The organism is Streptomyces sp. NPDC012474, assembly GCF_042955185.1.
Classification (GTDB): domain Bacteria; phylum Actinomycetota; class Actinomycetes; order Streptomycetales; family Streptomycetaceae; genus Streptomyces; species Streptomyces cahuitamycinicus.
In genome coordinates, this window is the sequence record NZ_JBIBEP010000002.1 from 526,863 (window position 1) to 543,682 (window position 16,820).

Genomic DNA, 16,820 nt, shown 5'->3' on the forward strand with positions numbered 1-16,820 from the left:
GGTCGTTCAGCCGATCTGAGCGTTCTTGGAGACGGTCACCTCGTCGATGTCGGAGGTCCTCACGGTCACGTCGACCTGCCAGTCTCCGGCCATGGGGATCTGCACTCCGTTCGCCGACCAGTGTCCGGTAGCGATGTGGTCGGGGACGACGGGCAAGGGCCCGATGTCCTTGGCCTTGAGGGTGAACTCGACCTTCACCTCGGGGATGTCGAAGGCCCTTCCGTTGGGCCGCTCCACGAAGACGTGCATCTCGTTGTCGCCGACGCGTGCGGGATCGAGGTCGATCGTGACGATGCCCTTGCCGTCCTCGCCGCCGGTGTCGAACGGCATGTTCAGGGTCAGCGCCCCGGACGCGCCCGTGCCGGACGAGGCGGACGCGGAGGACGAGGAGGCCGCCTTGGCCTCCTGCTCGGTGCGTCCCGGCTCGGTCTGCGTCAGCACGGTGGTGACGGCGAGCAGCACGACCGCGATGCCGGCCTCTGCCAGCACGGAGCGCCGCAGTCCGAAGCGGTTCGGGTCCGCGTCCCGCATCCGCTTCTGCCGTGCGGCGTCCCGGGCGGCCTGCTGCCGGGCGAGTTGTGCGGCACGTTCGGTGCCGGGGTGCTCGTCGGTGCCGAGGTCGCTGTCACCCTCCGCGGGGGCGTCCCCGTCGCCGGTGGCGGTGATGTCGGCGTCACCGGCGGTCTCGGCCCCCGCGCCGACCCGTTCCTTCGCGCGTACCGCCGCTGCCTCGGCCGGTGCCGTCTCCGCCAGCCGTCCCGTCCACCGGCGCGAGATCCACGCGACGCCGACCATGACGACGACGAGGCCGATCTTGGCCAGTAGGAGCTGGCCGTAGCGGGTGTCGGTGAAGGCCGACCAGGAGCCGAGCTGGCGCCAGGACTGGTACGTGCCGGTCGCGATGAGGACGAGGACGCTGCCGAAGGCGACCTGGGAGAAGCGGCGTACAGCCGGTCGATCGACGGGCGTATCGGCTGGTGCGCGGTACAGGGCGACCAGGAGCGCGCCCAGTCCGCCGAGCCAGGCGGCGACGGCCAGCAGATGGAGCACGTCGACCGGCATGGCGATGCTCGCCTGGAGGCCGACCGAGGCGTGCTCGGACATCGCCCAGCTCGCCGCGAGCCCGGCCGCCACGACGACGCCGCCGATCGAGAGCCCGAAGGTCAGGTCCCGCTTCTCCTGGGTGTCCTCCTCAGGATCAGGCTGTCGGCGCGAAGCGCCGTCGGTCAGGGTGGTGGAGGGAGACGGGCGGGCGTACGCCCCGAAGAGCACGGCGATGAACAGGGCCGCCGCGGCGAGGAGCAGCAGCCGGGACACCAGGGCCGCGCCGGTCTTGGTCTGGAGCACCTGTCCGAGCAGGGACAGGTCGAAGATGTCGGCGGCCTTCCCGGAGCCCGTGAAGGAGCCGCGCAGCAGCAGCAGGGCGAGGGTCGCCGCGGTGAGCGCGACCCATCCGGAGACGACGAACCGCTGCACGGGCCGTACCCCGGCACCGCGCCGCCAGCAGGCGAGCACGAAGGCGGCGCCGCCGGCCATCACGGTGAACCCGGCGTACGACACGTAGCGGCCGAAGCCGTACAGCCAGCCGACGAGCCCGTCGTCGGCGGACTGCCCGGAGACCGACACGGACGTCTTGGAGGGGGCGCCGATGGAGAAGGTGTAGGCGCCGGCGACGGGATGGCTGTCCGCCGAAACGACCTGGTAGGCCACGGTGTAGGTGCCGTCGGGCAGGCCCGAGTGCAGCGGAACGGCGTACGTCGTGCCGCTGACGTTGGAGGGCTTGCCGGTGTCGACGCGCTTGCCCTCGGGGTCGAGCACGCGCAGCGAGTCGTCGGACAGCGCGACCTGCTCGGAGAAGGTGAGCGAGATCCGGGCCGGGGCCTTGTCGACCACCGCCCCCTGGCCGGGGTCGCTGCCGGTCACCGCGGCGTGCGCGGAGGCCGGGCCGGCTCCGGCGAGGAGTGCGCAGGCCGCGGCCAGGAGCACCAGCACCAGTGTCCGGACCCGGGGGGCGATGGTCAGCGTCACAGTGGTCCCTCCCTCAGTGTCCGGTCTTCGGGGTGTAGGTCGCCGGCTTCACCGGCATCTCGACCTTCATGGGGCCGGAGTGGGCGAAGTGCAGCTCGACGGAGACCGTCTGGCCTTCCTTCGGTTTGCGCTTGAGCTGCTCGAACATCAGGTGGTCGCCGCCGCTCTTCAGCTCCAGCCGGCCGTCGGCGGGGATCTTCAGGCTCTTGACCTCCCGCATGGCTCCGTCGACGGTCTCGTGCACGGTGACCTGCCCGGCGATGTCGCTGGTGACCGAGGTCAGGTCGTCGGCGGCACCGCCCTTGTTGGTGACGGTGAGGAAGCCGGCTGCCATGTCGTCGGACACCGGCTGCGGCATGTACGCGGAGCCGACGGAGAGTTCCGCCTTCCCCGAGTCGCTGTCGCCGCCGGAGTCCGAGCCGCCGCAGCCCGCGAGGGCCAGGGCTCCGGCTATGACGAGGGCGGCCGGGCCGAGCCTGGGCCTCACGGGTTCTCCCCCTTGACGATCGCGGGGAGGTCCTTGGTGTAGTCGTCGACGGTGGCCTCCTCGCCGTAGAGCACGTAGCCGCCGTCGGTCTTCGGGGAGAACGCGATGACCTGGGTGCCGTGCTCGGAGACGGGCTTGCCGTTCTTGTCCTTCTTGGTCGGCTCGATGGAGATGCCGAGGGTGCGGGCGCCGGCCTGGATGGTCGCGAAGTCGCCCGTGAGGCCGACGAACCCGGGGTCGATGCCCTTGAGCCACTTGCCGAGCTCGGCCGAGGTGTCGCGCTCGGGGTCGGTGGTGACGAACACCACGCGCAGCTCGTCCTGCTCGGCCTTGGGGAGCTGCTTCTTGGCGACGGCGATGTTGTTCATCGTCAGCGGGCAGACGTCGGGGCAGTGGGTGTAGCCGAAGTAGATCAGCGTGGGCTTGCCCTGGGTCTCCTTGCGGAGGTCGTACTTCTTGCCCTGCGTGTCGGTGAGGACCAGGTCCGGCTTCTCGAACGGCTTGTCGAGGACGGTGGCGGCCTTGTCGGTACCGGCCTCCTCCGACACCACGGCGACGGGCTTGTTGCTGTCGTCGCCGCTGCCGCAGGCGGTCAGGGTCAGGGAGGCGGCGGCGAGCAGAGCGGCCGCGGCGAAGGTCTTGGTGCGCATAGAAAAATGTCCCAGATGTCGGTGACCCGACGCGCGCCGGGTGCCTCGCGCGGAGGCGGGGATCCGGCGCGCGCCGTCAACGGAAGCAGCCTCAGGCGCTGGTACGGCGACGCCCGGCGAGCACGCCGTAGGCGACACCCGCCGCGCCGACCACGATGCCGACGATGCCCAGTACGCGGGCGGTGGTGTCGGTGCCGTCGGAGGAGGCGGAGTCGGAGGCGGCCGTCTCGGCGGAGGCCTTCTCGGCCGACTTGGCGTCGGAGTCGTCACCGGCTGCCGAGCCGTGGTGCCCGTCCTCGGAGGCGGCGGACAGCTCCAGCACCGGGGCCGGGTTGTCGGGCTCCTCCTGGCCCTTCTGCGGCACCTCGATCCAGCGGACGACCTCCTTGTTGGAGTACGTCTGCAGGGCCTTGAAGACCAGCTCGTCGGTGTCCTCGGGCAGCTGGCCGACGGAGAGCGGGAACTTCTCGAAGTAGCCGGGCTCGATCCCCTTGCCGTCCGCGGTCCAGGTGACCTTGGTGACGGCCTCGGTGATCTTCTCGCCGTGCATCTCCAGCGGCTTGTCCAGCTTGGACTTGGTGACCTCGATCTTCCAGCCGGGCATGGGCTCCGGCATGACGGAGGCCAGCGGGTGGTCGGTCGGGAAGTTGACCTCGAGCTTGGTGGTCGAGGCGTCGTCCCGTTCGTTGGGGACCTTGAAGTTCACGACCGCGTAGCCGCCCTTGGCGGCCGTGCCCTCGGGCTGCACGCTGACGTGCGCGAAGGCGGGGGCGGACAGGGCGAGGACGCTGACACCGGCGGCGGCACCGGCCGCGACGATACGGGAAGCCTTCATGGAAGGGGCACTCCGCTGTGATTCGGTCTGGATGTGGAAGGAGGAATGCGCGCACACGCGCGTGCCGCACGACGGCGGCCCCTTCTCCGCGGGAGCGGAGTGGTGGTGGTCGCGTCGCGTCAGGCGGCGAGGGCGAGTGCGGCTGCGGAAGCCGTGGCGGCCGGCGGGCCGCGCCGGATGACCGTGTGCTGGAGGGCCATGGTGCGAGGCATCGGGAGTACGGGCCGCGCGGCGGACACCGGGCTCGGGCGGGCCGCGGGGGCTCGCGGGAGCCCGGCGCGCAGGGCGCGTACCAGCGCCAGAGCGGCCCGCAGGGAACGCACCAGCGCCCCCTCGGCGACTCCCTGCGCCGACAGTTGCGTGAGCCGCAGCAGAGCCAGGTCGCCGTGACGCAGCAGCCAGCCTGCGGCGAGCGCCGCGAGGACGTGGCCGAGCAGCATCGGCAGGGACGGCCAGAGCGAGGCCGACTCGGACGCGGCGTCCGCGGGCAGATGCGTGTGCGCTCCCGGAGACGGCTGGATCCGGGCTTCGGTGAGGATCCTGTGGGCCTGTGCCGGGCTGATCGCCGCCGCCGTCGTGCCGCACACGAACCGTGCGGCCTGCTGGACGAGTGCGGCGTCGCTCCCGCCCGCAGGCACCGAGGACGTGACGGCGGCCGTACCGTGCTGGCCGAGGCCGAACAGCGTGTGCAGCACCAGCTGGCCGAACGCGAGCATTCCCGTGATCCCCGCCAGTGAGCGCACGCGCCCGGCGAGCGGGGCCGTCACCGCGACCACCCCGAGGAACCCGGCGACCAGCGTCCACAGCGGAATGCCGTCGCAGGAGGCGATCGCGTGACCTGCCCCGGCCAGCACGACGCAGACCGCGGCGAACACCGCGGCCCGCAGGATCCGGAGCGTGTGTCCGGAGCGCGTCGCGCGCGCGTGGGGGGCAGACATGGCGGGCTCATCATCGCACTGGCCCCGCAGGCACCGTGCGGCAGGTCCATAAGATGCCGTACGACCGGAACGTCATGCTCTGGTCCCGCACGCCCCCAGATGCGCCGGTGTCTGCCCTCACATACACCGATCAGGACCAGCGCGCATCCGCCGTATGGGCGGCGTCACGTCAACTTCACGCTTACACACGGGCAGTGAGGGCAATACGTAACGGTATGTCGAGCCGCAGCCAGGAGGCTGGAGCATGAGCATCTGGTGGTCACTCCATCTGCGGCGCGAAGCTGCGAGCGTGCCGCTCGCCCGCCGCCTGCTGATCGGCACGATGGAGACCGCGGGCGTCGACCCCGACATCTCCTACGACCTGTCCGTCGCTCTCAGCGAGGCGTGCGCGAACGCCGTGGAGCACGGCGGGGACACGGGGCGTGGCCCCGGTTCGGAGGCGTACCGGGTCACCGCGTACCTCGACGGCGAGAAGTGCCGCATCGAGGTCGCCGACGCGGGCCCGGGATTCCCTGCGGCTTCCGCCGGGCGGCCCCGTCCGCCGGTTCGCCCCGCGCACTCCGACGCGGAGAACGGCAGGGGTCTGTGCCTCATCGAGGAACTCGCCGACCACGTCCACATCGGGAACAAGCCGGGCCGGGGCGGAGCCGTGGTGAGCTTCGACAAGATTCTGAAGTGGCGTTCCGGCGCCCCGCTGATCGCGGTCTGACCTTCCCGGCGAGGGCGGTGTTTCACGTGAAACACAGCCTGTGACCGGCCGCCCTACAGCGCTCCCCAGTCCAGCGTCGTACGCGCCAGGCCCGCCACCTCCGTCAGCAGCGCCAGCCGCGCCGCCCGGACCGCCGGGTCGGGGTCCATCACCAGCACCTCGTCGAAGAAGACGCCGATCGCGTCGACCAGCGGGGCGGAGACCTCGATCAGGGCGCCGAGATCGTCCTCCCGCCCCTGCAGCGCCTGCCGTACGGCCTGGGCGCTCTCGGCGAGACGCAGTTCCGCGGGCGCGGTCAGCAGGGACACATCCGCCGCCTCGGCACCGCCCTCGGGCAGGATGCGCACCACCCTCTGGAACGCGGCCGCGAGCGCCTCGAACGCCTCGCTGCCGATGTGCCGCTCCAGCGTGGCCAGCGTCCGGTCGCCGTGGGCGGGCCGGTCGGCCCACACCAGTACGGCCTGGACGAGCCGGTGTTCGTGCCCGGCGTCGGTGAGCTGCTGCTCGTAGCGCCGGGTGATGAGCTCGGCTGCCTCGGCGACCCGCTCGGCGGGCACCTCGACGCCCTGCGCGGCGTACCGCACAGCCGCCGCGCGCAGCCCCTCGCTCACCCGCACCCCCGCCACGGCGGGCAGGCTGCGCAACACGTTGAGCAGCCCGATCGCCGCCCGGCGCACCCCGTACGGGTCGGAGCTCCCGGTCGGTGCCGCGCCGATCAGGAACATGCCCGTCACCAGGTCGAACCGGTCGGCCAGGGACAGCACGGCACCCGCGTCCCCGGCCGGCAGGGCACCGCCGGCGGAGCGGGGCAGCTCCATCTCGGCCAGCGCCCGGGCGACATCGGCGGACTCACCGGCCCGGCGGGCGTACTCCTCCGCCATGACCCCGGCCAGCCCGGAGAACTCGATCACCATCTGCGACGCCAGATCGAACTTGGCCAGGGCACCGGCGCGCCGCACGACCTCCACCGACTCCTCCGGGAGCCCGGCCCGTCCGGCCAGGTCCTGGGCGAGGGAGGCGAGCCGGACCGCGCGGTCGGCGACCGTGCCGAGCCGGTCCTCGAAGGTCAGCTTGTCCAGCCGCCGCCGGAACTCCTCCGGCGCCACCTTCAGGTCCGCCCGCCAGAAGAACGAGGCGTCCTCGTAACGGGCCCTCAGTACCGCCTCGTTGCCCGCCCGCACCACGTCGTCGTCGCACAGGGCGTTGGCGAAGGTCACGAAGTGCGGCATGAGCCGCTCGCCGTCCAGCACCGGCAGATAGCGCTGGTGCTTGCGCATCACGGTGGTCAGGACGCTCGCGGGCAGTTCGAGGTAGCGCTCGTCGAACGAGCCCCGCACGGCGTACGGGAACTCCAGGATGTCGGTGATCTCGTCGATCAGTCCGGCCTGGCCCTCCACGTCGATGTGCCCGCCCACCTCGGCGGCGGCCTCCAGGGCACCGCGCACGACCGCGCCGCGCCGGGCCTCGCGGTCCAGCAGGATGCCGTGCATGTGCAGGAAGTGCGGATAGCCCTCGGCGGAGGTCACCCGGACCTCCGGATACGGGGCCTGCCGCTGCACCCGCGTCGTGTCGCTCGCGGAGAGGGAGGAGACCACCACGGGCAGGGGAGTGCGCCCCAGCAGCGCGAGCAGCCAGCGCACGGGACGCGAGAACGACAGCCCGGGGTCGCTCCAGCGCATGTTGCGCCCCGCCCGCAGCCCGGAGACGACCTCGGCCAGCAGCGCGCTGAGCACCTCCACGGCAGGGCGTCCCTCTTCGTGCCGGGTGACCGCCACGTACTCGACCCCGTTGGCCTCGACCACGCGCACATCGGCCGGTTCGGCGCCCTGACTGCGGGCGAAGCCCAGGAGCGCGGGGGTGGGCGCGCCGTCCTTGTAGGCAGCGGCGACCTTGGGCCCGCGCACGGTCCGCATGGTGTCCCGCTCGCGCGGCTGCACACCGTCGACCGTGATCACGATCCGGCGCGGTGTCGCCATCACGGTGATCGCGCCGTGCCCCAGCCGGGTCGCGGCGAGCTTGGCGGTGACCGACTCGCGCACCGCTTCGGTGGTGGCGGGGACATCCGCGTAGGGCAGTTCCTCCACGCCGATCTCGAACAGCAGCGTCTCGGTGCCCGGCACCTTGGGCAGCATGGCCCGCTCGGCCGTAGCCGGCGCCGCCGCCAGCCCGAGCGGATGCTCCAGCGCGGCCCGCCGCCGCTCCCACAGCTTGGCCGTCTCGTGCGTCAGGCCACGCATCAGCGAGAACGCCTTGGCCCGCTCGGTGGTGCTGATCGCACCGCGCGCGTCGAGCACGTTGAAGGTGTGGCTGCACTTCAGCACGTACGTGTACGCGGGGACGGGCAGTTCCAGGTCCAGCAGGCGCCGGGCCTCGGCCGCGTACGACTCGAACAGCCGGTGGTTGGTGTCGATGTCGGCGTCGTCGAGGTAGTAGCGGCTCATCTCGTACTCGTTCTGCCCGAACACCTCGCCGTAGGTGATGCCCGGCGCGTACGCGATGTCCTTGAAGTGGGACACGCCCTGAAGGTTCATCAGGATGCGCTCGAGCCCGTAGGTGATCTCCACCGACACCGGGTCCAGGACGACGCCGCCGACCTGCTGGAAGTAGGTGAACTGGGTGATCTCCATGCCGTCCAGCCAGACCTCCCAGCCCAGCCCCCAGGCGCCGAGCGCGGGCGAGGCCCAGTTGTCCTCGACGAAGCGCACGTCGTGCGCGTTCAAGTCGACACCGAGGGCGCGGAGGCTGCCCAGATAGAGCTCCTGCGGGTTGCCCGGGTCGGGCTTGAGGATCACCTGGAACTGGGTGTGGGTCTGGAGCCGGTTGGGGTTCTCGCCGTAGCGCGAGTCGTCCGGCCGCACGCTCGGCTCGACGTAGGCGACGCTCCACGGCTCGGGACCGAGCACCCGCAGTGCCGTGGCCGGGTTGGCCGTACCGGCTCCGACCTCCGTGTTCAGCGGCTGCGTGATCATGCAGCCGTTGTCGCTCCAGTACTTCTGCAGGGTGAGGATGGCGTCCTGCATGGTCAGCGCCGTCTGAACGTTCTTCATGATGATCGCGCCCGTTCCCCGAATCGGCCCGGCAAGGTCGGCCATGATCTCATACGTCAACTAACGCTGACCTGCTGTTTCTTGACCGAGAGGCCCGCGTCCCAAGTGGGGCGCGGGGCTGAGTCACGGTGCGGCTCCGCCGCCAGGGCGCGACCAGCCCCCACGCACCCGCGGACGACACTCAGCCCTTGACGGCCGCCATCCACGCCTCGACCTCGTCGGACCGCCGGGGCAGCGCCGCACTCAGATTCCGGTTCCCGTCGTCCGTCACGAGGATGTCGTCCTCGATCCGCACACCGATGCCCCGGTACTCCTCCGGCACCGTCAGGTCATCGGCCTGGAAGTACAACCCGGGCTCGACGGTCAGGCACATCCCCGGCTCCAGCGTGCCGTCGACGTACGCCTCGACCCGCGCCGCGGCACAGTCGTGCACGTCCATACCGAGCATGTGCCCGGTCCCGTGCAGCGTCCAGCGCCGCTGCAGCCCGAGCTCCAGCACCCGCTCCACCGGCCCCTCGACGAGCCCCCATTCGACGAGCCTCTCGGCCAGCACCCGCTGGGCGGCGTCGTGGAAGTCGCGGTACTTCGCGCCCGGCCTCACCGCCGCGATCCCGGCCTCCTGGGCCTCGTAGACGGCGTCGTAGATCTTGCGCTGGATCTCGTCGAACCGCCCGTTGACCGGCAGGGTGCGCGTCACGTCGGCCGTGTAGTACGTGTGCGTCTCCACACCCGCGTCGAGCAGCAGCAGCTCACCCGAGCGCACGGCCCCGTCATTGCGCACCCAGTGCAGCGTGCAGGCGTGCGGCCCGGCGGCGGCGATCGTGCCGTAGCCGACGTCGTTGCCCTCCACCCGCGCACGGAGGAAGAACGTGCCCTCGATGTACCGCTCGGAGGTCGCCTCGGCCTTGTCGAGGACCTTCACCACGTCCTCGAAGCCGCGCACGGTCGAGTCGACCGCCTTCTGCAGCTCGCCGATCTCGAACTCGTCCTTGACCAGGCGGGCCTCGGACAGGAAGACCCGCAGCTCCTCGTCGCGCTCGGCGGTGACCTTGTCGGTCAGGGCCGCCTCGATGCCGGCGTCGTAGCCGCGCACGACCCGCACCGGCCCGGTGGCCTCGCGCAGGGCGCCGGCCAGCTCGCGCACGTCGGAGGCGGGGATGCCGTACAGCGTCCCGGCCTCGGTGAGGGAGTGGCGGCGGCCGACCCACAGCTCGCCCTGGCCGTCCAGCCAGAACTCGCCGTTGGCGCGGTCGGAGCGCGGCAGGAGGTAGATCGTCGGCTCGTGGCCCTCGGCCGTGGGCTCCAGGACCAGGACGCCGTCCTCTGTCTGGTTGCCGGTGAGGTAGGCGTACTCGACGGACGCGCGGAAAGTGTACTCGGTGTCGTTCGAGCGGGTCTTCAGGTTGCCCGCGGGGATCACCAGACGCTCGCCCGGGAAGCGCGCGGAGAGCGCGGCCCGCCGGGCCGCGGTCTCCGCGGCCTGGGGGATGGGCCGCAGGTCGCGCAGCTCGGTGTCGGCCCAGCCGCTCTTCATGTTCTCGGCCAGCTCGTCGGACACGCCCGGGTACAGTCCGTTCTTCCGCTGCTTGATCGGCTCTTCGCTCTCGTCCGGGGTCGCCGGTGTGAGCTCCTCGGCCACGGTCATCCTCCTCGGTACGGCACTGGACCACCGTCCACTCTACGGCGGCGCGGAAGCGGCCCCGGGGCGGTGACGAGGAGCGTTATTCGAACCGGACCGCCAGCAGGACGACGTCCTCCGCACCCGCCGCCGCGTCCAGTCCGTCCGGCAGGACGCTCCGCAGGACGTGGTCGGCGATCGCGCCGGGGTCGCCGCGCAGGGCTCGGGGCACACCGGCGGCGGCCGCGTGCAGCCGGGCGAAGGCGCGGTCGGTGGCCTCGCCCGTGCGGTGCAGCAGGCCGTCGGTGTAGAGCAGAACCGTCTCTCCGGGTTCGGCGAGGATCTCCACGCTGGGCGCCTCCCAGCAGGCGAGCATGCCCAGCGGGGCCGAGACGGACGTCTCCACGAACTCGGTGCGGCGCTGTCCGATCAGCAACGGCGGGCTGTGCCCCGCCCCGGCCAGCGTGATCTTGCGCGCGGCCGGTTCGCAGTAGCCGAACAGGGCCGTGGCCGAGCGGGCCGGTTCGGTCAGCCGCAGCAGCAGCTCCAGGTCGGACAGGACGGCTACCGGGTCCTCCCCTTCCATCACGGCGTAGGCGCGCAGCGACGCCCGCAGCCGCCCCATCGCCGCGACCGCGCTCGGGCCCGACCCGGTGACGGACCCGACCGCGAGGCCGAGGGCCGCGTCGGGCAGCGGCAGGGCGTCGTACCAGTCGCCGCCGCCGCGCGGGCCGGTGCGGTGCCGGGCGGCGAGCTGGACGCCGGCGACCCGGGGCAGCCGCGCGGGCAGCAGCTCGTCCGACATCGTGGCCATGGACGTGCGGGTGCGTTCCAGTTCGAGGAGGCGGGCCAGGTGCTCGGCTGCGTACCGCGCGTAGAGGCCGGCGAGGTGGCGCTGCCGCTCGCCCGGTTCGGCGGGTTCGTCGTAGAGCCACACGGCGACGCCGAGGCGGCCGGCGGTGTCGGTGGTCAAGGGAAGGGCGTAGCTGGCGGCGTAGCCGAGGCGGGCCGCGACCTCGCGGTGGCGGGGATCGAGCCCCTCCACGGCGAACAGGTCCGGTTCGGCGATGCCGCCCTCGCCGCCCGGCAGCCCGTCGAGGATCCGGCCGTAGGACAGGGCGCTGCGCGGCACCGTCTCGAGGTGGCCGAGGTCGGCGCGGGCGAGGCCCAGGCCGATGGTGGTGTCCGGGCCGAGTCCGTCGCCCGGTTCCAGGACGACGAGGCCGCGCCGGGCACCCACCAGGGCGGCGCCGGCCCGCAGCAGTTCCTCGAGCGCTGCGTCGAGCACGGCCGTGCGGGCCAGGCGTTCGGTGAGTTCGTGCAGGGTGGTGAGGTCGGAGACCCAGCCGGCCAGGCGGTCCTGGAGGACCGCGCCGGGAGGGGGCGGGGGGTTCGCGGGAGCGGCCGCGGGGGCCCCCGCCGCGACGGGCGCGACAGTGTGTGCGGGCGCTGGAACCGTTGAATCGATTCCAGCCACTTTCGGAGGGTGCGGAGCGTTCATGGCGTCCGGCCTTCCAACCGGCACGTACTGCTCAAAAGCATCGCAAACCCCCATGTCATTCTGCGTCGCTAGCAGTGTCTCCACATGTACACGCACTCGTGAGGAGATGTCCAGCATTGTCCTGCTGGGATTCCTGGTGTCCATGAGGACCGAGAGAACAACTCCCCTTCCCCTTGCGGAAATGCAAAGTTGGCCTAAAACTGCCTCAGGGGACGGCTTATTGCGGTCGACTGGGCTTGCTCGACGGAGCGTCACAACGGTCGTGATGGGTACGTACTCGGTGAAGGCCAGGGGTGGTTGGGAACCACCCGGAACCTGGTGACGGTACCGGGCGTCCTATCCACCGACGACCGTGCCCCATCCTCCCGTGGCGGAGGCGGAGAGAAATACGCGCGACGGCAAACGCCATACTTCGCCACCCCTACGCCACGCCCGTGCTTTCGACAGACGCAGTATGGGCGGGACGGCCGCGGAGGCAGCCCCAAGCTCGACCCATAGGGGTTCCCCCTGCTCCCGGCAGGGGTGTGATGCGCCAACAGGTACGCACAGTGAAGTGATCGACACATAATGTGATGTGGACCACAGTGTTGCCAAGGCGTGCAACGGAAAGGAACGAGCGCTCATGCGCGAGATCCTCGGAAGGCGTCGCAGGCTCCTGTCCCAGCGCAGCGACGGGAGGCCTGAGCTGATCGGCGCGGCCCTGACCTACGCGACGGAATGGCAGTGGCCCGTACTCCCGGGCGTGGCGGCGGACCCGCAGGGGCACTCCCGCTGCAGCTGCCCCGACCCCGACTGCACGGTGCCCGGCGCCCACCCCTTCGACCCCGGCGTCCTCGCGGCCACGACCGACGAGCGCATGGTGCGCTGGTGGTGGGGCAACCGGCCGACGGCGCCGATCGTCCTGGCCACCGGCGGCCTCGCCCCCTGCGCGGTCTCGCTGCCGGCCCTGCCGGCCGCCCGCGCCCTCAAGGCGCTCGACCAGATGGGCATGCGGCTCGGCCCGGTCGTCGCCTCCCCCGCCCGCTGGGCGATCCTCGTCAAGCCGTACTCCATGGAGCAGCTCGGCGAACTGCTCTACGCCAAGGACTTCGTCCCCGGCTCCCTCCGCTTCCACAGCGAGGGCGGCTACCTGGCCCTGCCCCCGTCCGAGACGGGCCAGGGCGAGATCCGCTGGGAGCGCGCGCCGCTGCCTGGTTCGGCCTCGCCGTGGCTGCCCGATGTCGAGGCCGTCGTGGACGCCGTGGTCGAGGCCCTCACTCGTACGGGTGTGAGCGCGCCCGAGTTCTAGGGCTGTCGGGCGCGCCGGGCCCGGCGCCCGTCCCGGCGCGTTAAGTTCCGGAACCATGCGGCGTCATGCCCGGGGCCGCTCCCGGGAACCCCGAAAGACCAGACTGTTCGCCCTCGCGGGCGTCGTGGCGGCGTGCGCGGCCGCACTGCCACTGGCCGTGGCGTCCGCGGGGCCTGTGGGGTCCACGGGGCCCAAGGGCGCTGTGGGATCGGTGGATGCCGATGTCCGTGCGTCCGGTTCCGGTGCCCTGCGTTCCTCTCCGCATGCCGACGGCAAGGCGCCCGGGGTGTCCTCTCCGCGCGCCGGCGGCAAGGCGCCCGGGGCGCCCGTCCTCGGCCGCCCCAAGCTCGGCCACCCCGTACTCGACCAGGGCCTGTCGACCGCCGTGCGCTGCGGCCCCGGACTCTCCTCGCCCGACGGCATCGAGGCGCAGACCTGTGTGGTGACGCAGGGTGCCGAGACCTGGGCGCGGACCTACTACCGCAATGCGACGGGCAAGGCGCTGGACGCCCTGCTGAGCCTGATGGGTCCTGACGACCGGAGCGTGCGGATGACGTGCGCCGTGAGGGCGGAGGACGAGCCGGGGACGTGTGAGACGCCCCGGGAGCCCACACGCGGGAATCCGGCGGCGTACACGGCTGTCGCGGAGTTCGCCGAGCGGGGCGGGCGGGGCCCGCTGCTGCTGCGCTCGGGGAGCAACTAACCCGCGAGAACGGGTAGTTGAGGATCGGCTGCGTTCCGTGAACGGAAGCCGGGACGAAAAAGACCCGGTTGCTGGCGACGGGGGATGCACCAGCAACCGGGCTACAGGAACGGTAACAAGAGATCGGCGGTTCGCAAATTCGAACTCGCCTTTCCGGTCACCGACTGGCTTGTCCGCGCCGGGAGTTGTGCCCTCCCGGACGCGACGGCCCGGCCGGCCGGTGGACCGGCCGGGCGGGCGCCGGGGGCCGGTGTCAGCTGAGCGTGACCTGCCGGTTGGTGAGGCCGCCGCGGGCGCGGCGCTCCTCCGCGGTGAGCGGCGCTTCCGTCGCCAGGGCGGCGGCGAGGCGCTCGGCGAACTCTGCCGCGGGCTTCTCCACGTCCTCGGCCGTGACCCCGCTCGGCAGGTCCCAGACCGGCACCGTGAGCCCGTGAGCGCGGAAGGAGCCCACGAGGCGGGTCCCTTCGCCGAGGCTGGAGCGGCCCGCTGCGTGCAGTCGCGCGAGGGCGTCCAGAAGCAGTTCCTCGGCGTGCGGCATGACCCACCGCAGATGGTTCTTCTCCGGCGTCTCGCACCAGTACGCGGCGTCCACACCCTGGAGCTTGACGGTCGGGATGGCCGCGGCGTTGGCCCGCTCAAGGGAGGCGGTCACGTCGGGCGTGGCGTTCTCCGAATCCGGGACCCAGAACTCGAAGCCGCTGTGCACTTCTGGCTCGAACGTGCCCTCGGGGTCGAGCAGGTCCTGCAGCCGCGGGCTGTCGGCCGGAGCGCGGCGGCCCTGGACGGGCGTGCCGGGCGGGGCTTCCATGGCGCGCTGGAGCGTGTCGGCGAGGTCACGGCTGATGTCCCCGGAGGAGGTGTCGTTCTGCAGTCCGATCAGGACCGAGCCGTCGTCGCGGCGCAGGGCGGGCCAGGCCATCGGCAGGACCGTGGCGAGCGTGACCGAGGGGACGCCCTCGGGCAGGCCGTCCTTGAGGGTCAGCTCGACCGTGGCAGCCGGGACCAGTTCGCGCAGGGCCACCCAGTCGCATTCGCCGGGCAGGCCCTCGAAGGGGCGGTGCACCAGCTCGGTCGCCGCGTGTGAGGCGGCCCGGCCGTGACAGGCCTTGTAGCGGCGGCCGCTGCCGCAGGGGCAGGGCTCACGGGCGCCCACGACCGGAACGTCTCCATCAACACCTGCGGTGCGGGCCCCGCCCGTGGTCTGCGGGCGCTTGGCCTTCGTCTGCGGTCGCTTCTTGGCCATCGATGGGTCTCCCGGTTACGGCTCGTCTCGTACGGTCGCGAGCCTAGCCGTTCGTGCCGCGGGCCACGTGCCCTGTGGACAACGCCCTCTCCAGCGCGGCGCAGGCGCTCAGTCCATGTCGTCGAAGGCGTCGAAGGCGTCCGCGAAATCCAGCCCGGGTATCCGGGAGACCGCGGGGGCGGCGACACGCGTCGCGAAGTCGTCGCGGCGGTGGCCGGCGTCCGGGTCGTGGACGTCCGCGTGGACGATGACCCACACGGTGACCTCGCCGCGGATGTCGTCGCGCACACCCCAGTCGTCGGCGAGCGCGGTGATGATGTTCAGCCCGCGGCCGCCGTGCGCCGTGACCGACGGGGTCGCGGGGGCGGGGCGGGTCGGGCCGCCGCCGTCCGTGACCTCGACGATGAGCCGGCCGGCCGGGTCCACGCGCCAGGCGGCACGGACGTCACCGTCACCGGACAGCGCGTCGCCCAGGGGCCTGCCGTGCTTGCACGCGTTGCTCAGGAGTTCGGAAAGGATCAGTACGGCGTCGTCGACGACCGATTCCGCGACTCCCCCTCCGCGCAACTGCGTACGCATCCGGTGTCTCGCTTCCCCCACGCCCGCAGGGCCATGGGGTACGGCCATGCTCGACGACGTGGGCACCTCCTGTGCCACCACCAACGCCACCCCCGAGACCTCCTTCGCCCCACGCCACGGTGTGGATGCCCCATTGGCCTGTACCGGAAACCGGCCAACCCACGTCCCATGACGCATTCACCACAGCCAGGTCACGGATCGAACGCGCCGGAGCACTCCCTGTCACCACCTGGCCGGAAACCATCGGTGTGGCCGAGATGGGAGGATCCCGTTCGTCGGGGCATGAGGTCAAGAGGTGTGCGTGGGTCTGGTGTGACTTGAGAGGTTGGCGGCGCCGACGTGGAGCGTCAGCGGCCGAGCTGGTCCAGGACCGCGCGCGGGCGGTTGGTGATGATGGCGTCGACGCCCAGCGCTACGCAGAGATCCACGTCCGAGGGCTCGTTCACGGTCCACACGTGCACCTGGTGCCCGGACTGCTTCAGGCGCTCGATGTATGTGGGGTGGTTGCGCACGATCCGGAGCGAGGGGCCCGCGATCCGCACGCCGGGGGGCAGCCGTCCGTCGCGCAGCCGGGGGGTGAGGAACTGCGTCAGATAGACCGTCGGAAGCGTCGGGGAGGCGGCACGCACGCGGTGCAGCGAACGGGCCGAGAAGCTCATGACCCGCACCTGGGACTCCTCCGCGGAGGCGGGGGCCTCGAGACCGAACCGCTTCAGCAGGACCAGCAGCCGGTCCTCGACCTGCCCCGCCCAGCGGGTGGGGTGCTTGGTCTCGATGGCCAGTTCCACGCGGCGCCCGGCGTCGGCGACGAGTTCCAGCAGCCGCTCCAGGGTGAGGACGGAGGTCGCCTCGCGGTCCTCCGGGCGGTGCTCCCAGTCGGGTTCCTCGTCGCGTCCCTTCCAGGCCTCACCCCTCTTCCAGGAACCGAAGTCCAGGGCGGCGAGGTCGGCCAGCTCCAGCGCGGAGACCGCACCGCGGCCGTTGGACGTACGGTTGATCCGGCGGTCGTGTACGCACACCAGGTGGCCGTCGGCGGTGAGGCGCACATCGCATTCGAGGGCGTCCGCGCCGTCCTCGATCGCCTTGGTGTACGCGGCCAGGGTGTGTTCCGGGGCATCCTCGGAGGCCCCGCGGTGGGCGACGACTTGAATCACGTGCTGTCGTGCGTGGGTCACCGCGTCATGGTGCCACCGA

The 16,820-nt window shown here is 71.8% G+C and carries 14 protein-coding genes; 3 read left to right on the top strand and 11 right to left on the bottom strand.

Annotation, left to right across the window (positions count from 1 at the left end):
- Positions 1-6: 6 nt before the first annotated feature.
- The 5 genes from ACFY9S_RS07225 to ACFY9S_RS07245 all read right to left on the bottom strand — a co-directional run bounded on the left by ACFY9S_RS07225 (position 7) and on the right by ACFY9S_RS07245 (position 4,938).
- Positions 7-2,028 carry a copper resistance protein CopC gene (locus tag ACFY9S_RS07225; RefSeq protein ID WP_391123929.1) on the bottom strand — a complete coding sequence of 674 codons (2,022 nt, stop codon included), beginning with the start codon at positions 2,026-2,028 and terminating at the stop codon, positions 7-9.
- Between the two features lie 13 nt (positions 2,029-2,041).
- Entirely contained in the window at positions 2,042-2,515 is a 474-nt protein-coding gene (locus tag ACFY9S_RS07230; RefSeq protein ID WP_391123931.1) for a copper chaperone PCu(A)C, read from the bottom strand.
- On the bottom strand, positions 2,512-3,165 hold the full coding sequence (locus ACFY9S_RS07235) for an SCO family protein (protein WP_391123933.1): 654 nt from the start codon (positions 3,163-3,165) through the stop codon (positions 2,512-2,514). The genes ACFY9S_RS07230 and ACFY9S_RS07235 overlap by 4 nt, the downstream gene beginning before the upstream one ends.
- 91 nt (positions 3,166-3,256) lie before the next feature.
- Positions 3,257-4,000, bottom strand: a complete 744-nt coding sequence (locus tag ACFY9S_RS07240; protein ID WP_391123935.1) for a DUF1775 domain-containing protein — start codon at positions 3,998-4,000, stop codon at positions 3,257-3,259.
- A gap of 119 nt (positions 4,001-4,119) precedes the next feature.
- On the bottom strand, positions 4,120-4,938 hold the full coding sequence (locus ACFY9S_RS07245; protein ID WP_391123937.1) for a hypothetical protein: 819 nt from the start codon (positions 4,936-4,938) through the stop codon (positions 4,120-4,122).
- 244 nt (positions 4,939-5,182) lie between these two features.
- Between ACFY9S_RS07245 and ACFY9S_RS07250 the strand changes: the two genes are divergently transcribed.
- Positions 5,183-5,647, top strand: a complete 465-nt coding sequence (locus ACFY9S_RS07250) for an ATP-binding protein (protein ID WP_391123939.1) — start codon at positions 5,183-5,185, stop codon at positions 5,645-5,647.
- A gap of 53 nt (positions 5,648-5,700) precedes the next feature.
- On the opposite strand, the gene ACFY9S_RS07255 is transcribed toward ACFY9S_RS07250, so the two are convergent.
- From ACFY9S_RS07255 to ACFY9S_RS07265, 3 genes are all read right to left on the bottom strand, one after another.
- The gene (locus ACFY9S_RS07255) at positions 5,701-8,694 is read right to left on the bottom strand and encodes a glycine--tRNA ligase (protein ID WP_391123941.1); all 2,994 of its coding nucleotides are present in this window, start codon (positions 8,692-8,694) and stop codon (positions 5,701-5,703) included.
- A 181-nt stretch (positions 8,695-8,875) separates the two neighbouring features.
- Positions 8,876-10,333, bottom strand: a complete 1,458-nt coding sequence (locus ACFY9S_RS07260; protein ID WP_391123943.1) for an aminopeptidase P N-terminal domain-containing protein — start codon at positions 10,331-10,333, stop codon at positions 8,876-8,878.
- A gap of 82 nt (positions 10,334-10,415) precedes the next feature.
- A complete protein-coding gene (locus ACFY9S_RS07265; protein ID WP_391124259.1) occupies positions 10,416-11,930 on the bottom strand; it encodes a SpoIIE family protein phosphatase in 1,515 nt (504 codons plus the stop codon).
- A 505-nt stretch (positions 11,931-12,435) separates the two neighbouring features.
- Here ACFY9S_RS07265 and ACFY9S_RS07270 point away from each other — a divergent pair.
- Both ACFY9S_RS07270 and ACFY9S_RS07275 read left to right on the top strand, forming a co-directional pair.
- Complete coding sequence (locus tag ACFY9S_RS07270; protein ID WP_391123945.1) at positions 12,436-13,101, top strand: bifunctional DNA primase/polymerase; 666 nt, start codon at positions 12,436-12,438, stop codon at positions 13,099-13,101.
- A gap of 55 nt (positions 13,102-13,156) precedes the next feature.
- Positions 13,157-13,804 carry a hypothetical protein gene (locus tag ACFY9S_RS07275; RefSeq protein ID WP_391123947.1) on the top strand — a complete coding sequence of 216 codons (648 nt, stop codon included), beginning with the start codon at positions 13,157-13,159 and terminating at the stop codon, positions 13,802-13,804.
- 253 nt (positions 13,805-14,057) lie between these two features.
- Here ACFY9S_RS07275 and ACFY9S_RS07280 read toward each other — a convergent pair whose 3' ends face one another.
- The 3 genes from ACFY9S_RS07280 to ACFY9S_RS07290 form a co-directional block, all read right to left on the bottom strand.
- Positions 14,058-15,047: a DUF5926 family protein gene (locus ACFY9S_RS07280; protein ID WP_391123949.1), complete on the bottom strand. Its 990-nt coding sequence runs from the start codon at positions 15,045-15,047 to the stop codon at positions 14,058-14,060.
- A 108-nt stretch (positions 15,048-15,155) separates the two neighbouring features.
- The gene (locus tag ACFY9S_RS07285) at positions 15,156-15,803 is read right to left on the bottom strand and encodes an ATP-binding protein (RefSeq protein ID WP_391123951.1); all 648 of its coding nucleotides are present in this window, start codon (positions 15,801-15,803) and stop codon (positions 15,156-15,158) included.
- 170 nt (positions 15,804-15,973) lie between these two features.
- Complete coding sequence (locus ACFY9S_RS07290; RefSeq protein WP_391123952.1) at positions 15,974-16,801, bottom strand: glycerophosphodiester phosphodiesterase family protein; 828 nt, start codon at positions 16,799-16,801, stop codon at positions 15,974-15,976.
- Positions 16,802-16,820 lie beyond the last annotated feature (19 nt).